The sequence below is a fragment of the Mycolicibacterium canariasense genome, from assembly GCF_002101555.1.
In the GTDB taxonomy this organism is placed as follows: domain Bacteria; phylum Actinomycetota; class Actinomycetes; order Mycobacteriales; family Mycobacteriaceae; genus Mycobacterium; species Mycobacterium canariasense.
On record NZ_LQOL01000081.1, the window covers coordinates 149,519 to 165,196 of the forward strand.

Below are 15,678 nucleotides of genomic sequence, written 5' to 3' on the forward strand. Positions count from 1 at the left end.
CCGTTCGGACGACACGCCCTCACAACATGGCCAGCGACACGTCCCACAGCCGTTCGGCGTTCTCCAGGTCCAGGGCGTACGGCGCGACACCGCCGATTCCGGCATCGCGGCGGCCGACGACGGCCGCCTCGTTGCAATCCTCGAAGTAGCGGCCGGCCACGCCCTCCACCAACGGCGAGGCGGCCAGCAGAACAGAGGTGGCCGCGCCCTGCTCGACGCTCTTGAATCGGCTGCCCGCCCGGCGGAACCGCTCACGCGCTTCCGCGTTGTAGCCGAACGGCAGGTGCCGCTGCAGCGCGGTGGCGATGCCGCCGGGCATCAGCGCGTTGGCGGTGATGCCGTCGCCGACCCAGCGCCGGCTGGCCTCGACGGCGAACAGCACGTTGGCGGTCTTGCTCTGCCCGTACGCACCGAACGGGTCGTACTCGCGAAACGCATAGTCGATGTCGTCGAACACCACCGGTGAGCGCAGATGACCGGACGAGCTCACCGACACGATCCGGGCCCCGCCGGCTTGGCGCAGCGCGTCGTACAGGCCGATGGCGAGCCCGAAGTGGCCCAGGTGGTTGGTCGCGAACTGCAGTTCGTGGCCCGCCTCGGTGAGCGTCAGCCGCTGCACGGCCATGACTCCGGCATTGTTCACCAGGATGTGTAGCGGACCGGTCCACGCACTGGCGAAGGCGACCACACTGTCCGGGCTGCTGAGATCCAGCGCCGCGACCGTCACCGCGTCGTTACCGGTATCGCGGCGGATGCCCTCGGCGATCGGCCGGGTGGCGTCCACGTCACGCACCGCGAGGGTGACGGCGGCGCCCGCGGCGGCCAGCGCGCGAGCCGTCTCCACGCCGATGCCCGACGATGCGCCGGTCACGATCGCGGTCTTGCCGGACAGCTCGACGCCGGCGCTGACCTCGGCCGCGGTGGACTCGAAACCGAATGGCGTCCTGACGGGGGCAGCATGGGACGGAAGAGTCGAAAGGCTCATAACGTTTTCCAACCGCTGCCCGGCGCGATGATTCCCGTCACGCCCCGTGGAAGACCGCTTCCACGTTGTTGCCGTCCGGATCGCGCACGAAGGCGCCGAAGTAGCCGGGATGGTATTCCGGCCACAACCTGGGCGCGTGCAGCGCTTCCGCACCCAGGCCGACGGCCGCGTCGTAGAACTTGCGCACCGCATCGGTGTCGGCGGCCTGGAAGGCGAGATGCACTTCCCGGTTGGGGCCGGTCGCATCGCCGGCATGGACATCGGCGATCCAGAAGTCGGGCTTGCCGTCGCGGCCGTAACCGACGGCCACGCCGACATCCATCTGCCGGGTGAATCCGAGGACGCCCAGCACGGTGTCGTAGAACTCCTGCGCCTTGGCGAAGTCTGCACAGTTGATTCCCAGGTGATCGATCATCGCGCCATCGTAGGTTCGAGGTATGACACACCACGACCTCGTGATCCGGAACGGAACCATCGTCGACGGCTCGGGCGGGGCACCGTATGTCGGCGATGTGGCGGTCACCGACGGGATGATCACCGCGGTCGGCGCCGTGCCAGGAACCGGCAGCCGCGAGATCGAGGCCACCGGACTGCTCGTCACGCCCGGGTTCGTGGACCTGCACACCCACTACGACGGGCAGGCGATCTGGAGCGATCGGATGACCCCGTCCTCGGCGCACGGGGTCACCACCGCCGTGATGGGCAACTGCGGAGTCGGTTTCGCTCCCTGCCGGGCGGGCGACCACGAAACGCTGGTGGACGTGATGGCTGGGGTGGAGGACATCCCCGGGGTGGTGATGGTCGACGGACTGCCCTGGACCTGGGAAACCTTCCCGGAATTCCTCGATGCCCTGGACTCACGCCGCCGCGATATCGACGTGGCGGCCTTCCTGCCGCATTCGCCGCTGCGGGTGTACGTGATGGGCCGCCGCGGCGTGGATCGCGAGCCCGCCACCCCGGAGGACCTGTCGCAGATGCGCAAGCTCGCCGCCGAAGCCGTCCAGGTCGGCGCCCTCGGCTTCGCGTCGTCCCGGTTGACCATCCACAAGACCGAGAGCGGCCGGCCGATTCCGAGTTACGACGCGGGCCACGACGAGATCGAGGCGATCGCGCTCGGGGTCAAGGACGCCGGCGGCGGGCTGATCCAGTTCGTACCCGACCTGCTGGCCGCGGACTATGAAGGGGCGCTGCAGGCGGTGTTCGACGTCGCGGCCGACGTGGGCCTGCCGGTGACGTTCACCCTGGCGATCGGAAACGCCGGTCCCGCTTTGCATCTGGACGCGCTGCGAATGGTGGAGAAGGCGAACGCCGGCGGTGGTGAGATCACCGCGCAGATCTTCCCGCGCCCGATCGGCCTGGTGATCGGCCTGGAGTTGTCCGGCAACCCGTTCATCACCTACCCCAGCTACCGGGCGATCGAGGGTTTGCCGTTGGCCGAGCGCGTCGCGCAGATGCGTAAACCCGAAGTGCGCGAACGGATTCTGAATGACACGCCGGCCGGCGACGGACATCCGCTGATGTTCGCCGTGCAGGCCTGGGATTACATCTTCCCCCTCGGCGACCCGCCGAACTACGAGCCGGATCCGTCGGACAGCATCGCCGCGCGCGCCGCGGCCCGCGGGGTGTCGCCCCTGGAGGAGGCCTACGATCGGCTACTCGACGACGACGGGCGCGCCATGCTGCTGGTCACGCTGGCCAACTTCCGCGACGGGTCGCTGGACACCGTCGCCGATCTGATCCGCCGCGATGACGTGGTGCTCGGCCTCGGCGATGGTGGGGCGCATTACGGAATGATCTGCGATGCAAGCTTTCCCACCTACATGCTGACGCACTGGGTGCGGGATCGCGCCACCGGCCGGCTCGGCATCGCCGAGGTGGTGCGGGAGTTGACCACGGTGCCCGCACGGGTGGCGGGCCTGGCCGATCGTGGCCGCATCGCCGTCGGGTACAAGGCCGACCTGAACGTCATCGATCACGACGCGCTGGCACTGCACAAGCCGACGGTGGCCCATGACCTGCCCGCCGGTGGGCGCCGGCTCGACCAGACCGCCGACGGTTACGTCGCCACCATCGTGTCGGGCGAGATCATCGCCGAGCGCGGGCAGCCGACCGCGGCCCGGCCGGGCAAGCTGATTCGCGGGCGGCAACCGGCGCCCGCCTAATCAACGTCAAGACTATAAAAATCGACATGATGTCGATTAGTGGGTATCCTCGTGTCATGCCCAAGACGTTCTTCATCACCGGGGTCAGCACCGGACTCGGCCGCGCCTTCGCGCACGGCGCATTGGAAGCCGGCCACACCGTCATCGGAACGGTACGCAGGACCGCCGATCTCGCCCCGTTCGAGGCATTGGGCGCGAACGCGCACGGCCGGATCCTCGACGTCACCGACCACGGGGCGGTCGTCGACACCGTCGCCGAGACCGAGGCGTCGATCGGCCCCATCGACGTCGTGATCGCCAACGCCGGTTACGGATTGGAGGGCGTCTTCGAGGAGACGCCGCTGGCGCAGCTGCGCGCGCAATTCGAGACCAATGTGTTCGGCGCTGCGGCCACGGTGCAGGCGGTGCTGCCCTACATGCGCAAGCGGCGGGCCGGGCACATCATGGCCGTCACCTCGATGGGCGGCTTGATGACGGTACCGGGGCTCTCGGCGTACTGCGCCAGCAAGTACGCCCTGGAAGGTCTGCTGGAGAGCATCGGCAAGGAGGTCGCAGGGTTCGGGATCCACGTCACCGCAATCGAACCCGGGTCGTTCCGGACGGATTGGGCGGGCCGGTCGATGGTCCGCGCCGAACGCGCCATCGACGACTACGACGTGGTGTTCGAGCCGATCCGCCAGGCACGGCTACAGGCCGACGGCAATCAGCTCGGCGATCCGGCGAAGGCCGCGGCGGCGGTGTTGACCGTCGTCGACGCCGCCGAACCGCCCCGCCACCTCCTGCTGGGATCCGATGCACTGCGGCTGGTGCGGGCCGGACGCGACGCCGTCGACGCCGATATCGCGGCCTGGGAAACACTTTCGCGCAGTACCGATTTCCCCGATGGCCATCAGATTGCGGCCAGTTGACCAGGCGACGATCCGGCGAACCCCGCAAGGGTGATCTGCGCGAGGCCGCGATACTGGACGCGGCCGAGCGGTTACTGAGCACCATCGGTTACGACGCGATGACGATCGCCGACGTCGCCGAAGGCGCCGGCATCACCCGCGGGGCGCTCTACTTCTACTTCGGCTCCAAGCAGGAGATCATCACGGCGCTGTTCGCCCGCACCGTCGCGGTGCTGCACGAGAAGTCGCGCGCCGCAACCGAGGACGCCGCCAGCGGGGCGAAGGCGATCGACACCGCGATGAGACGGACCGAGGATCTGTGGCGCGAGCACGGTGTCGTCATGCGCACGGCGATCGACCTGGCGGCCACCGTCCCGCAGCTCGACGCGCTGTGGAAAGAGACGGCCGACATCTTCATCGCCGCCATCAAGGCGATCCTCGAGCAGATGGGTGTGCCGGCCGGCAAGCGCCCCGACCAATCGTCGGCCCTCGCCGAAGCCCTGTGCTGGATGATCGAACGCAACTTCTATCAGGCCTCTCGGGTGTCGCCGGCCCGGCTGGCTCAGGCGCGGCAGGCCTGCACCGAGATCTGGTTGCGGGTCCAAGCCGCGCAGTGACCGGCGCGGCCGGGCCTACGCACCGCGGATCGCCCGAAAAGCCGCCCGGCCGACCAGTTCTCCCAGTTCCTCGGCGGTATGGGCGTTGTCCGCGTCGAGCAGGCTGCGCACCGCACTTTCGGCCATGGACACGAACAGTTCGACCAGCACGGGAGCCTTGCGCTCGGCGTCCACGGTGCCCCAGCGCACCAAGTCGGGGCGCACCAGTCGCTCGAACTGCTCGGCGATGCGGCGCCGGCCCCGCGAGAACGTTTCCGCCACATCACGGCCCGGGTTGGCGCAGAACAACATTCGCCACGTATCGGGATGTGCGGCAACCGTGCCCAGCAGCGCCTGCATGCCGGCAACATAGGCGGCTTCGGTCTTCGGAAAGCTCCCCGGCGCCGGGTATGCGCTCAGCACCCCCTCAAGCAGGGTGCGCTCCTCCCGTTCCAACAGTGCCGTCAACAGGTCGATCCGGTTGGCGTAGCACGCGTAGACCACCGGACGGGTGACACCGAGCCGGGCGGCGATGGCCTCGATGGTGACGGCGGGAATGCCGTCGGCCAGGGCGATCTCCATCGCGGCGTCGAGCACCAAGGGGCGCCTGCGTTCGGGTCCGAGGTGCGACGCCCGCCTCTTGACGGCAGTTCCTACAGTCATGTAGGAAAATGCTACACCTATGTAGGAAATGTCAGGGGGAGGATCGCTCATGGTGCTGCAACAACTTCGAGCCCCGGTGCCCACCGAACCGGCCGAGGACTACGGCTTCTTCGGGCCCGGTTCGGTGACGTGGAAGGTGTGGAGCTATCCCACGTCGTTGACCGTGGGTTTCATCCGGGCGGTGGTGGTCGAGGAGCTCGACCCCGCGCTCGTCGCCGCGGTCGACAAGACCCATGACATCTACCGGCGTCCCCGGACCCGCTACGACCGCACACTGCACTACTTCGCGTTGGTGGCCTTCGGCGACTCACGGACCACGTCGAAGGCCGCCGACGTGCTGGTCAAGGTGCACTCCAAGGCGATCGGCAACGACCCGTACAGCGGAAAGCGCTACGACGCCAACGATCCCGAATCCCAACTGTGGATCCACCTGACGGCCTGGCACTCCATCCTGTACGCCTACGAGACCTACGGGCCCGGCAAGCTGTCCGACGACGAAGAGCGCCAGTACTGGGCCGAGTGCGCCGTCGCGGCCGAGCTGCAGACCTGCGACCCCGCCGACGTCCCCCGCGACCGGGAGGGCGTGCGCGCCTATTTCGAAAAGATGCGTCCACGGCTGGTCGGCTCACCGATCGCCCGGCAGGCCATGGACCACCTGGTCAACGGGGCCGCTCTGGTGTCACCGATGCGCGGTGTGTTCACCCCGGCCACCTGGGTGATCAACCGTTTTCTGCGCGCCGGCGTCATCGCGACCCTGCCGCAGTGGATGCGCGAGATGGGTGGGCTGCCGCAGTCGCGCCTGACCGATGCCTTGGTCCGGCCCATCCTGCGGGCGTCGTTCGCGGCGCTGCAGATCAGCCCGCCCGCGGTCCGGCTGCGGGTGATCCGGATGATCTCGCCGGCCACTGTTGCGGTCGTCGCACCCGTGCTGCGCGGTGTGCCCGCCCGGCGCCGCGAGGTTCTCGCCCCGGCGCAGGCGCGCGCCCGGTACGGCTACGACAAGCCCGCCGAGGCGCACCTGGAGTGGCGGGCCCGGCAACACCGGCGGGTGTTCACCGACGGTGCCGCGCCCAGTGACGACGGTCTGCTGGAATCCCAGCCCATCCTGGGATCGATCACCTGACCCCGGGCGCCTTTCGATCACCGCGCGCCTAACGCTGGTCTGGCGGTCCGCGCCGTGCGGTGATTGATCCTCGTGACTGTCACCGACGCGCCGGCCCCCGGTGACCAGGACCGGGCCATCTCGCCGCAGGCGCGCACCGCGCTGTGGGCCAGCCTGGTCGGCACCACCATCGAGTGGTACGACTTCTTCCTCTACGCCACCGCGGCCGGCCTGGTGTTCAACCACGCCTTCTTCCCAGACCAGACCACCTTCGTCGGCACCCTGTTGTCGTTCGCGACCTTCGCGGTCGGCTTCGTGGTCCGTCCCATCGGCGGTTTCGTGTTCGGCCACGTCGGGGATCGCATCGGCCGCAAGAAGACCCTCGCGCTGACGATGTTCCTGATGGGTGGGGCCACCGCGCTGATGGGCCTGCTGCCCACGGCCGCACAGATCGGTGTGGTGGCACCGATCCTGCTGCTGCTGTTGCGCGTCGTGCAGGGCTTCGCGCTCGGCGGTGAATGGGCCGGTGCGGTGCTGCTGGCCGTCGAACACAGCCCACGGCGACGGCGCGGCCTGTTCGGCAGCATCCCGCAGATCGGGTTGGCGCTCGGCCTGGCCCTGGGCACCGGGGTGTTCGCGGTGTTGCAGGCCACCCTGTCGGACGCCGCGTTCCTGGCCTACGGCTGGCGCGTCGCCTTCCTGCTGAGCATCGTGCTGGTGGTATTCGGCGTGGTGGTGCGGCTGAAGGCAAGCGAGACACCGGCATTCGAGAAGGTGCGCGACAGCGACGACCGTGCCGCGGTGCCGCTGCGCGAGGTGTTCAAGCCACCGGTGCTGCGCTCCACCGTGCTGGGCATGTTGTCCCGCTGGGGTGAGGGTGCGGCGTTCAACACCTGGGGCGTCTTCGCGATCTCGTATGCCACCGGGACACTCAAGCTGGACAAGGTGCCGGTACTGGTGTCGGTCACGGTGGCCGCGCTGCTGATGGCCGCCCTACTGCCGGTCTCCGGCATACTGACCGACCGGTTCGGCGCCAAGCGGATATACGCGACCGGCATCGCGGCCTACGGGCTGGCGGTGTTCCCGGTGTTCGCGCTGTTCGGTACCAAGAACATCGCGTTGTACGCGGTGGCGATGCTGGTGGTGTTCGGTGTCATCCATGCGCTGTTCTACGGGGCGCAGGGCACGTTGTATGCGTCGCTGTTCCCGGCACGGATCCGCTACACCGGGCTGTCCACGGTCTATCAGCTCTCCGGTGTGTACGCCTCGGGCCTGACCCCGCTGATCCTCACCGCGCTGATCGGTGCCGCCGGCGGCTCACCGTGGATCGCGTGCGCGTACCTGGCCGGGACGTCGGTGATCAGCGTCGCCGCGACGCTCGCGCTGAAACCCACTCCCCTGCCCGAGCTTTAGTTGTCGAGTGTGGGTCCTGTGCACGCGTATGCCCGAATTGGCGTGCACAGGGCCCACACTCGTCAGACAGGACAGCCCGCCGCCCGCAACTTCGCGTGCACCCGCTGCACAATGACGTCCGGGCGCCTCAGCATTTCGGCGCTGACCCGCACAACCGCCCAACCGGCCTCTTCGAGTAGCGCGATGCGGTCGATATCCCACGATCGCTGGCGCCCGTCGGCCCAGTGCTGGACGCCGTCGTACTCGACCGCGACCCTCCACTGCCGCCACCCCATGTCGACGCGGATGCGTAACCGGGGGAAGGCAATCTGAGTCTCCGGGCGCGGCAGACCGGCCCGCACGAGCAGCAGACGCAGCCTGCTCTCCTGGGGAGATTCGGCACCACCGTCGACCATGGGCAGCAGCGCCCGCAGCCGCGCGACGCCTCGGGCGCCTGGATGCACCTCGGCCACGGCGAGAACATCGGCGGGTTCGATGCGGGTCGCGTTCAGCACGGCGTCCACCGCGACGACGGCCACGTCGTCGCGGTAACGCCGCCCCAGGTCGAAGGCGGTACGGGCCGGCGTCGTGCATTCGACGCCGCCCACCCGGCACGTCTGGCCGTCCGCGAGTTTCCATGAGCGCACGACCATTCCGGCCTGCGCGTGCCGGTCCGCGCGGATGATCTCGGCAGGGGCTTTCGGGTCCAACCACTTCGTGCCCAGGATCGCGGCGGCCGACGCCCCCGCGAGCATCGCGCCGGAGGACAACCACGCCGCCTGGGCTCTGATCCGAGCCGTCAGTTCGACGTCGCCCCGGACGTACACGTCGCGGTAGAGGGCGACATGGTCGCGGGCCAACCCCCGCCGGGTGAATTCACCACGACCGACGGCCATACTGCCGATGAAGGGCTCCATGCCTGCAAACTCACGGCAGCCACCGACGAGTGTGGGCCCTGTGCACGACGATTGGCCCGTTCGTGTTCACAGAACCCACATTGGGGATAACGCGAAAAAGGCCCTGATGCGCGGAACGCATCAGGGCCTTTTCGTAACAGGACTTAGAAGTCCATACCGCCCATGCCACCGGTCGGGTCGCCCGCAGGTGCGGCGGCCTTCTCCGGCTTGTCGGCGACGACGGCCTCGGTGGTGAGGAACAGCGCCGCGATGGACGCCGCGTTCTGCAGCGCCGAGCGGGTGACCTTGACCGGGTCGGCAACGCCGGCGGCCAGCAGGTCCTCGTACACGTTGGTCGCGGCGTTCAGGCCGTGACCGGCGGGCAGGTTCGACACCTTCTCGGCGACGACACCGGGCTCCAGACCACCGTTGAAGGCGATCTGCTTGAGCGGTGCCGACAGCGCGACGCGCACGATGTTGGCACCGGTCGCCTCGTCACCCTCGAGCTTCAGCTCGTCCAGGGCCGGGGCCGACTGCAGCAGGGCCACGCCACCACCGGCGACGATGCCCTCTTCGACGGCGGCCTTCGCGTTGCGAACGGCATCCTCGATGCGGTGCTTGCGCTCCTTGAGCTCCACCTCGGTGGCGGCACCGGCCTTGATCACCGCAACACCGCCGGCCAGCTTGGCCAGGCGCTCCTGCAGCTTCTCGCGGTCGTAGTCGGAGTCGCTGTTCTCGATCTCGGCACGGATCTGGGCCACCCGACCGGCGATGGCGTCGGAATCACCGGCACCCTCGACGATGGTGGTCTCGTCCTTGGTGACGACGACCTTGCGGGCCTGGCCCAGCAGGGCGAGATCAGCGGTCTCCAGCGAGAGGCCGACCTCTTCGCTGATGACCTGGCCACCGGTCAGGATGGCGATGTCCTGCAGCATGGCCTTGCGGCGGTCACCGAAGCCGGGGGCCTTGACGGCGACCGACTTGAAGGTGCCGCGGATCTTGTTGACCACCAGGGTCGACAGGGCCTCGCCCTCGACGTCCTCGGCGATGATCAGCAGCGGCTTGCCGGACTGGATGACCTTCTCCAGCAGCGGCAGCAGATCCTTGACGGTCGAGACCTTGGAGCTGACCAGCAGGATGTAGGGATCCTCCAGGACGGCTTCCTGACGCTCGGCGTCGGTCACGAAGTAACCCGAGATGTAGCCCTTGTCGAAGCGCATACCCTCGGTGAGCTCCAGCTGCAGGCCGAAGGTGTTGGACTCCTCGACGGTGATGACACCCTCGTTGCCGACCTTGTCGAGTGCCTCGGCGATCAGGTCGCCGATCGACTGGTCACCGGCCGAGATACCGGCGGTGGCAGCGATCTGCTCCTTGGTCTCGACCTCCTTGGCGGTCGACAGCAGGCGAGCGGTGACGGCCTCGACAGCCTTCTCGATGCCGCGCTTCAGGCCGAGCGGGTTGGCGCCGGCAGCGACGTTACGCAGGCCTTCGCGAACCAGGGCCTGGGCCAGGACGGTGGCGGTGGTGGTGCCGTCGCCCGCGACGTCGTCGGTCTTCTTGGCGACCTCTTTGACCAGCTCAGCGCCGATCTTCTCGTACGGGTCCTCGAGCTCGATCTCCTTGGCGATGGACACACCGTCGTTGGTGATCGTGGGGGCGCCCCACTTCTTCTCCAGGACGACGTTGCGGCCCTTGGGGCCCAGCGTCACCTTGACCGCGTCGGCGAGGCTGTTCAGGCCCCGCTCGAGGCCGCGACGGGCCTCTTCGTCATACGCAATTGTCTTAGCCATTGCGAAGTGATTCCTCCGGTTGGGAATTGCACGTCTGTGGCCGGGCGCAGTGCCCGCGACGGACGGCTGGAGTGTGCTCCCGCAGGTGCGGCCCCGGCCTCACCGTCCCGACCTAGCACTCATCAGTTGAGAGTGCCAAGTACGTTCTTAGCACTCGACCAGGGCGAGTGCAAGGTCGGCGACGGCCGGTTCACCGCGGGCGCAAACCGTCGATCACCACTTCGGTGCCGCGTTCGGCAACCCCGGCGTTGTAGGCCTGCATCGCCTGCAGGCCGACGACGAGCGCCTTCACTTCGGGCACGGTGACATCGGGGCGGACCGCGCCGGCCCGTTGCGCCGCCAGCAGCAGATCCCCCACCATGCCCAGGAACTCCGCCTCGGCCGCGGGCAGGGCACTGTTGACGTCCACCCCGGCGCCGGCCAACGCGTCGACCAGGCCGCGATCGGTGGCGCCCCACTGCAGCACCATCGCGCGGATCAGCTCGAACAGGCCACCGGCCGGATCGGCCGCCACCAGGGCCCGGCCCTCGTCGATGATCTGCCGCATCCGGTCTTCCACGACCGCCCGGAACAGGTCTTCCTTGGTCGGGAAATGCCGGTAGACGGTGCCCGCCCCCACCCCGGCGCGGCGGGCGATCTCGTCGATGGGGACGCCGAGTCCGTCGGCGGCAAAAGTTTGGTAAGCGACGTCGAGCACCTTGGCTCGATTGCGGGCCGCATCCGCGCGCACGACTCATCACCTCACGGGAATCAACAAAGCGGGGCGTGCGTTCCGTATAGTCGCAACTAACCGGAGAACCTACTCCGCTTAACCCGCACAAGGAGTTTCTCATGTCCCATTGGAGTACTGCCAACATTCCGCCTCAGACGGGCCGCACCGCCATCGTCACCGGGGCCAACACCGGCCTCGGCTTCGAGACCGCCAAGGCACTCGCGGACAAGGGTGCCCACGTCGTGCTGGCCGTCCGCGATCTCGACAAGGGCCGCGCGGCCGCCGAGCGGATCGGCGGCGACGTCGCCCTGCAGCGGCTCGACCTCGGCTCGCTGGCCTCGGTGCGCGAGGCCGCCGAGGAGCTCAAGGGCGCCTACCGCACCATCGACCTGCTGATCAACAACGCCGGGGTGATGACCCCACCCAAGCAGACCACCGCCGACGGTTTCGAGCTGCAGTTCGGCACCAACCACCTCGGCCACTTCGCCCTCACCGGCCTGTTGCTCGACCGGCTGCTGCCGGTGCCCGGCTCCCGAGTGGTGACGGTCAGCAGCATCGGGCACCGCTTCGCCCGCGCCATCCGGTTCGAGGATCTGCAGTGGGAGCGCGACTACAACCGGCTCATCGCGTACGGCCAGTCCAAGCTGGCCAACCTGATGTTCACCTATGAGCTGCAACGCCGACTGACCGGGCAGCGTACGACGGCGCTGGCGGCACACCCGGGCGGCTCGGACACCGAACTGGCGCGCCACCTGCCGCGCGCCTTCCAGCTGGCCCTTCCCGTCGCACGCGCGCTGTTCCAGGAGGCCGCGATGGGGGCACTGCCGACACTGCGGGCCGCCACCGATCCGGGCGCGCTGGGCGGTCAGTACTACGGACCCGACGGGTTCGCCGAACAGAAGGGCCGTCCCAAGCTGGTGACCTCCAGCGAATACTCCTACGACGTCGAGGCACAGCGCCGGCTGTGGGCGGTGTCCGAGGAGCTCACCGGCGTGACCTTCCCGGAGTCACTGGACGACCCGGTCACGCAATGGGACGAACTCCCATCCGGCCGCGCGTAACTGCGGGATCGCCGCGGCGTACCCCGCGGCGGTCCCGGCCTCCGGGTGGTTCATGTGCGAGATGAGGATCGACCCCGGGGCGGCGCCCAGCACGTTGGCACACACCTTCGCCGCGGGCAGCGTCGCCCCGGCGTCAGCGTTGACCGTGAAGCCCAGTGGCCGCTCACCGAGGTCGTGCACGATCGACACCGCGACATCGTCATAGTGCGCGGTGCCGGGCCGGAACCAGGTGGGCGGCCGGCCGGTCAGCTCGGTGATCTTCTGCTTGTCGCCCGAGACCTCGTCGACCACCTCGGCGGGCGAGCGCGTTCCGGGGATGCCGTACGCCGAGCGACCGCTCACCGACAGCGGCACATGCCGGGTGCCGTGGTTGCCGATCTCGAACAACGGATCGGCGGCCAGTTCCGCGGCCCGGTCGGGGTGCTGGTCGATCCACCTGGCGTTCAGGAACAGCACCGCCGGCACCTGGTTGTGTCGCAAGGTGTCCAGCAGCGCGTCGTCGCAGCCGCGGCCCGGGCAGGCGTCGAACGTCAGCGCCAGCTGGCGTCCGGCGGGCACGAACGAGGTGGCGATCCCGGGCAGCGCCATTCCCCACTGACTGGGCGCGCGGGCGGCCGCCGCCCGCGGTGCGCACACGCCCGCCGCGACCGCGGCGGACCCGGCCGCCAGGAACATCCGCCTGGTCATCACCTGTCCGAAGGCTAGGCACCGACTCTGGACGCACTGTGTCCCGCGACTGTGGGTTTGCTGGGGCGGTGCGGGTGCTGCGCGACGAGCGGACACCGGAAACCGGGCGATCCCCGGCGCGCCCCGTGCGACACGTCCTGCGGGTATGCGAACCCGGAACCCCTTGCCCTAGACTGCCCTTCGACCAGATAGGAGTCTCGGGTGCGGCCTAACGATGCGCCCAGCACCCAGGCTTTGCGGGGCTGGCAACGTCGGGCGTTGGTGAAGTATCTGTCCGCCAAGCCCAAGGATTTCCTGGCTGTCGCGACCCCGGGTGCCGGCAAGACCACCTTCGCTCTGCGCATCGCCGGGGAGTTGCTGAGCGACCGTACCGTCGATCAGGTCGTGGTGGTGGTCCCCACCGAACACCTCAAGACACAGTGGTCGCAGGCCGCGGGCCGGGTCGGCATCGCGATCGACCCGAAGTTCAGCAACTCGGCCGGCCACACCTCCAGCGACTACCACGGCATCGCCGTCACCTACGCCCAGGTGGCCAGCCACCCGACCCGGCACCGGGTGCGCACCGAGAATCACCGGACGCTGGTGATCTTCGACGAGATCCACCACGGCGGTGACGCCAAGAGCTGGGGTGACGGCATCCGGGAGGCCTACGGCGACGCCACCCACCGGCTGGCCCTGACCGGTACCCCGTTCCGCAGCGACGACAGCCCCATCCCGTTCGTCACCTACGAGACCGACGGCGCGGGTTTCCAGCGCTCACGGGCCGACCACGTCTACGGCTACGCCGACGCGCTCGCCGACGGCGTGGTGCGCCCCGTCGTGTTCATGGCCTACTCGGGTGAAGCCCGCTGGCGCGACAGCGCCGGCGAGGAACACGCGGCCCGGCTCGGGGAACCGCTGACCGCCGAACAGACCGCGCGGGCCTGGCGCACCGCGCTGAACCCCGCCGGCGAATGGATGCCCGCGGTGATCGCGGCGGCCGACACCCGGCTGCAGCAGAAGCGTCAGCACGTGCCCGACGCCGGCGGCATGATCATCGCCACCGACCAGACCGCGGCCCGCGCCTACGCCAAGCTGCTCACCACCATCACCGGCGAAGCGCCCACCGTCGTGTTGTCCGACGATCCGACGGCCTCGAACAAGATCTCGCAGTTCTCCGAATCCACCAGCCGGTGGATGGTGGCGGTGCGCATGGTGTCCGAGGGTGTCGACGTGCCGCGGCTGGCGGTCGGGGTGTACGCCACCAGCGCGTCCACCCCGCTGTTCTTCGCGCAGGCCATCGGCCGATTCGTCCGCAGCCGCCGCCCCGGTGAGACGGCGAGCATCTTCCTGCCCTCGGTGCCCAACCTGCTGCAGTTGGCCTCCGAGATGGAGGAGCAGCGCAACCACGTGCTCGGCAAGCCGCACCGCGAGAAGGACGGCCTGGACGACGAACTGCTCGAGGACGCCGAGAAGCGCAAGGACGAGAAGTCGGACCTGGACCGGGGTTTCGAGTACCTCGGGGCCGAGGCCGAACTCGACCAGGTGATCTTCGAGGGCTCATCGTTCGGCACCTCCACCCCGGCCGGCAGCGCGGAGGAGGCCGACTACCTCGGCATTCCCGGGCTGCTGGACACCGACCAGATGCGCGACCTGCTGCGCCGCCGCCAGGACGAGCAACTGCAGAAGCGCACCGCCTCGGGCGAGCCGCCGCCGAAGACCACCCACGGCCAGTTGCGGGACCTGCGCCGCGAGCTCAACGTGCTGGTGTCGGCGTTGCACCACCGCACCGGCCGGCCGCACGGGTGGATCCACAACGAGTTGCGCCGCCGCCGCGGCGGTCCGCCGGTCGCGGCGGCCACCCGCGAACAGCTGCAGGAACGCATCGACGCGGTGCGCGAGATGCAGCGCGAACTGTCGGGCGGTTAGAGCCCCAGCAGCTCCGGCAGGTCCGCCACCGAATCGATGACACGGTTCGGCTGCATGGCGAAATCGTCTGCGGCCCAACGATCCAAGGTGGACTGCCGGAACTTGCCGGTGCGCACCAGCACACCGGTCATCCCGACCACCTGGGCCGCCAGCACGTCGTTGTTGAGGTCGTCGCCGACCATGTACATCTCCTCGGGATCCACGCCGAGCCGGCTCGCGGCGGCCAGGAAACCCTGCGGTGCGGGCTTACCCACGGCGGTGGCCTTGCGCCCGGATGTCTCCTCCATCCCGATCAGGTACATCCCGGTGTCCACCCGCAGTCCGTCGGTGGTGGTCCACGCGGTGCTGCGGTGCATCGCCACCACCGGCACGCCCTGAGCCATCCAGTCGTACACCCAGCTCAGGGTCAGGTGGCTGTATTCCGGGCCCGCGCCGCCGAGCAGCACCACATCCGGGGTTTCCGGCGCGGCCGGCCCGGTGAACTGATGGGAGTAGACGATGTCCACGCCGGCCATGTCCTCGGCGATGTCCCCGCTGTTCACCAGGAAACATCGGGCGCCCGGATAGCGGTCACGCACGTACTCGGCGGTGAGCAGCGCCGAGGTCACCACCTCGTCGGGCGCGACGGCCATACCGGCCGCGGTGAGCAGGTCCGCGATCTGCCTGCGGGTGCGGGTGGTGGTGTTGGTCAGGTAACTACGGGCAACCTGGTTCGCCGAAAGCGCCTGCAGCGCCGCGGCAGCTCCGGGAATCGGTTGCCACGATGTCACCAGGACACCGTCGATATCGAACAGCACGCCACCGATCGCCATGTGCCGACAGTAAACGGCCGGTCCT

15 protein-coding genes are annotated in these 15,678 nt (G+C 68.9%); 7 read left to right on the top strand and 8 right to left on the bottom strand.

The features are described from left to right. Positions 1–19: 19 nt before the first annotated feature. Both AWB94_RS28490 and AWB94_RS28495 read right to left on the bottom strand, forming a co-directional pair. Positions 20–985: an SDR family NAD(P)-dependent oxidoreductase gene (locus AWB94_RS28490; RefSeq protein WP_062658559.1), complete on the bottom strand. Its 966-nt coding sequence runs from the start codon at positions 983–985 to the stop codon at positions 20–22. Between the two features lie 37 nt (positions 986–1,022). Next, positions 1,023–1,400 (bottom strand): VOC family protein, encoded by a 378-nt coding sequence (locus AWB94_RS28495; protein WP_062658560.1) that lies wholly within the window; start codon positions 1,398–1,400, stop codon positions 1,023–1,025. Between the two features lie 22 nt (positions 1,401–1,422). On the opposite strand from AWB94_RS28495, the gene AWB94_RS28500 reads away from it, so the two are divergent. From AWB94_RS28500 to AWB94_RS28510, 3 genes are read left to right on the top strand one after another with little or no spacing between them, the layout of a single operon-like run. Further along, a complete protein-coding gene (locus tag AWB94_RS28500) occupies positions 1,423–3,147 on the top strand; it encodes an N-acyl-D-amino-acid deacylase family protein (RefSeq protein WP_062658561.1) in 1,725 nt (574 codons plus the stop codon). A gap of 56 nt (positions 3,148–3,203) precedes the next feature. Continuing rightward, complete coding sequence (locus AWB94_RS28505; RefSeq protein WP_062658562.1) at positions 3,204–4,055, top strand: oxidoreductase; 852 nt, start codon at positions 3,204–3,206, stop codon at positions 4,053–4,055. Beyond that, positions 4,052–4,651 (top strand): TetR/AcrR family transcriptional regulator, encoded by a 600-nt coding sequence (locus AWB94_RS28510; RefSeq protein WP_062658563.1) that lies wholly within the window; start codon positions 4,052–4,054, stop codon positions 4,649–4,651. The genes AWB94_RS28505 and AWB94_RS28510 overlap by 4 nt, the downstream gene beginning before the upstream one ends. Before the next feature lie 15 nt (positions 4,652–4,666). On the opposite strand, the gene AWB94_RS28515 is transcribed toward AWB94_RS28510, so the two are convergent. Further along, positions 4,667–5,293 (bottom strand): TetR/AcrR family transcriptional regulator, encoded by a 627-nt coding sequence (locus AWB94_RS28515; protein WP_165605372.1) that lies wholly within the window; start codon positions 5,291–5,293, stop codon positions 4,667–4,669. A 49-nt stretch (positions 5,294–5,342) separates the two neighbouring features. Between AWB94_RS28515 and AWB94_RS28520 the strand changes: the two genes are divergently transcribed. Both AWB94_RS28520 and AWB94_RS28525 read left to right on the top strand, forming a co-directional pair. Next, positions 5,343–6,416 (top strand): oxygenase MpaB family protein, encoded by a 1,074-nt coding sequence (locus AWB94_RS28520; protein ID WP_062658565.1) that lies wholly within the window; start codon positions 5,343–5,345, stop codon positions 6,414–6,416. 72 nt (positions 6,417–6,488) lie between these two features. Then, complete coding sequence (locus AWB94_RS28525; protein WP_062658566.1) at positions 6,489–7,808, top strand: MFS transporter; 1,320 nt, start codon at positions 6,489–6,491, stop codon at positions 7,806–7,808. Between the two features lie 62 nt (positions 7,809–7,870). Here the strand turns inward: AWB94_RS28525 and AWB94_RS28530 are convergent, their stop codons facing one another. The 3 genes from AWB94_RS28530 to AWB94_RS28540 all read right to left on the bottom strand — a co-directional run bounded on the left by AWB94_RS28530 (position 7,871) and on the right by AWB94_RS28540 (position 11,203). Further along, complete coding sequence (locus AWB94_RS28530; protein ID WP_062658567.1) at positions 7,871–8,704, bottom strand: endonuclease domain-containing protein; 834 nt, start codon at positions 8,702–8,704, stop codon at positions 7,871–7,873. Between the two features lie 143 nt (positions 8,705–8,847). Next, on the bottom strand, positions 8,848–10,473 hold the full coding sequence (gene groL, locus AWB94_RS28535; RefSeq protein ID WP_024451790.1) for a chaperonin GroEL: 1,626 nt from the start codon (positions 10,471–10,473) through the stop codon (positions 8,848–8,850). A 190-nt stretch (positions 10,474–10,663) separates the two neighbouring features. Then, the gene (locus tag AWB94_RS28540) at positions 10,664–11,203 is read right to left on the bottom strand and encodes a TetR/AcrR family transcriptional regulator (RefSeq protein ID WP_062658568.1); all 540 of its coding nucleotides are present in this window, start codon (positions 11,201–11,203) and stop codon (positions 10,664–10,666) included. 101 nt (positions 11,204–11,304) lie between these two features. Between AWB94_RS28540 and AWB94_RS28545 the strand changes: the two genes are divergently transcribed. Continuing rightward, positions 11,305–12,246 (top strand): SDR family NAD(P)-dependent oxidoreductase, encoded by a 942-nt coding sequence (locus AWB94_RS28545; RefSeq protein WP_062658569.1) that lies wholly within the window; start codon positions 11,305–11,307, stop codon positions 12,244–12,246. Here AWB94_RS28545 and AWB94_RS28550 read toward each other — a convergent pair. Then, on the bottom strand, positions 12,193–12,933 hold the full coding sequence (locus AWB94_RS28550; protein ID WP_234811915.1) for a polysaccharide deacetylase family protein: 741 nt from the start codon (positions 12,931–12,933) through the stop codon (positions 12,193–12,195). The genes AWB94_RS28545 and AWB94_RS28550 overlap by 54 nt on opposite strands. 201 nt (positions 12,934–13,134) lie before the next feature. Between AWB94_RS28550 and AWB94_RS28555 the strand changes: the two genes are divergently transcribed. After that, positions 13,135–14,841, top strand: a complete 1,707-nt coding sequence (locus AWB94_RS28555; RefSeq protein WP_062658571.1) for a DEAD/DEAH box helicase — start codon at positions 13,135–13,137, stop codon at positions 14,839–14,841. Here AWB94_RS28555 and AWB94_RS28560 read toward each other — a convergent pair. Further along, complete coding sequence (locus AWB94_RS28560; RefSeq protein WP_062658572.1) at positions 14,838–15,653, bottom strand: HAD-IIA family hydrolase; 816 nt, start codon at positions 15,651–15,653, stop codon at positions 14,838–14,840. The two genes, AWB94_RS28555 and AWB94_RS28560, sit on opposite strands and share 4 nt — an antisense overlap. Positions 15,654–15,678: the final 25 nt, after the last annotated feature.

Excerpts from the sequence above, each read along its gene's own strand:
- AWB94_RS28490 (WP_062658559.1), bottom strand. The coding sequence starts at position 985 with ATGAGCCTTTCGACTCTTCCGTCCCATGCTGCCCCCGTCAGGACGCCA.
- AWB94_RS28560 (WP_062658572.1), bottom strand. The coding sequence starts at position 15,653 with ATGGCGATCGGTGGCGTGCTGTTCGATATCGACGGTGTCCTGGTGACA.
- groL (WP_024451790.1), bottom strand. The coding sequence starts at position 10,473 with ATGGCTAAGACAATTGCGTATGACGAAGAGGCCCGTCGCGGCCTCGAG.
- AWB94_RS28500 (WP_062658561.1), top strand. The coding sequence starts at position 1,423 with ATGACACACCACGACCTCGTGATCCGGAACGGAACCATCGTCGACGGC.
- AWB94_RS28550 (WP_234811915.1), bottom strand. The coding sequence starts at position 12,933 with ATGACCAGGCGGATGTTCCTGGCGGCCGGGTCCGCCGCGGTCGCGGCG.
- AWB94_RS28545 (WP_062658569.1), top strand. The coding sequence starts at position 11,305 with ATGTCCCATTGGAGTACTGCCAACATTCCGCCTCAGACGGGCCGCACC.
- AWB94_RS28495 (WP_062658560.1), bottom strand. The coding sequence starts at position 1,400 with ATGATCGATCACCTGGGAATCAACTGTGCAGACTTCGCCAAGGCGCAG.
- AWB94_RS28515 (WP_165605372.1), bottom strand. The coding sequence starts at position 5,293 with ATGACTGTAGGAACTGCCGTCAAGAGGCGGGCGTCGCACCTCGGACCC.
- AWB94_RS28530 (WP_062658567.1), bottom strand. The coding sequence starts at position 8,704 with ATGGAGCCCTTCATCGGCAGTATGGCCGTCGGTCGTGGTGAATTCACC.
- AWB94_RS28505 (WP_062658562.1), top strand. The coding sequence starts at position 3,204 with ATGCCCAAGACGTTCTTCATCACCGGGGTCAGCACCGGACTCGGCCGC.
- AWB94_RS28520 (WP_062658565.1), top strand. The coding sequence starts at position 5,343 with ATGGTGCTGCAACAACTTCGAGCCCCGGTGCCCACCGAACCGGCCGAG.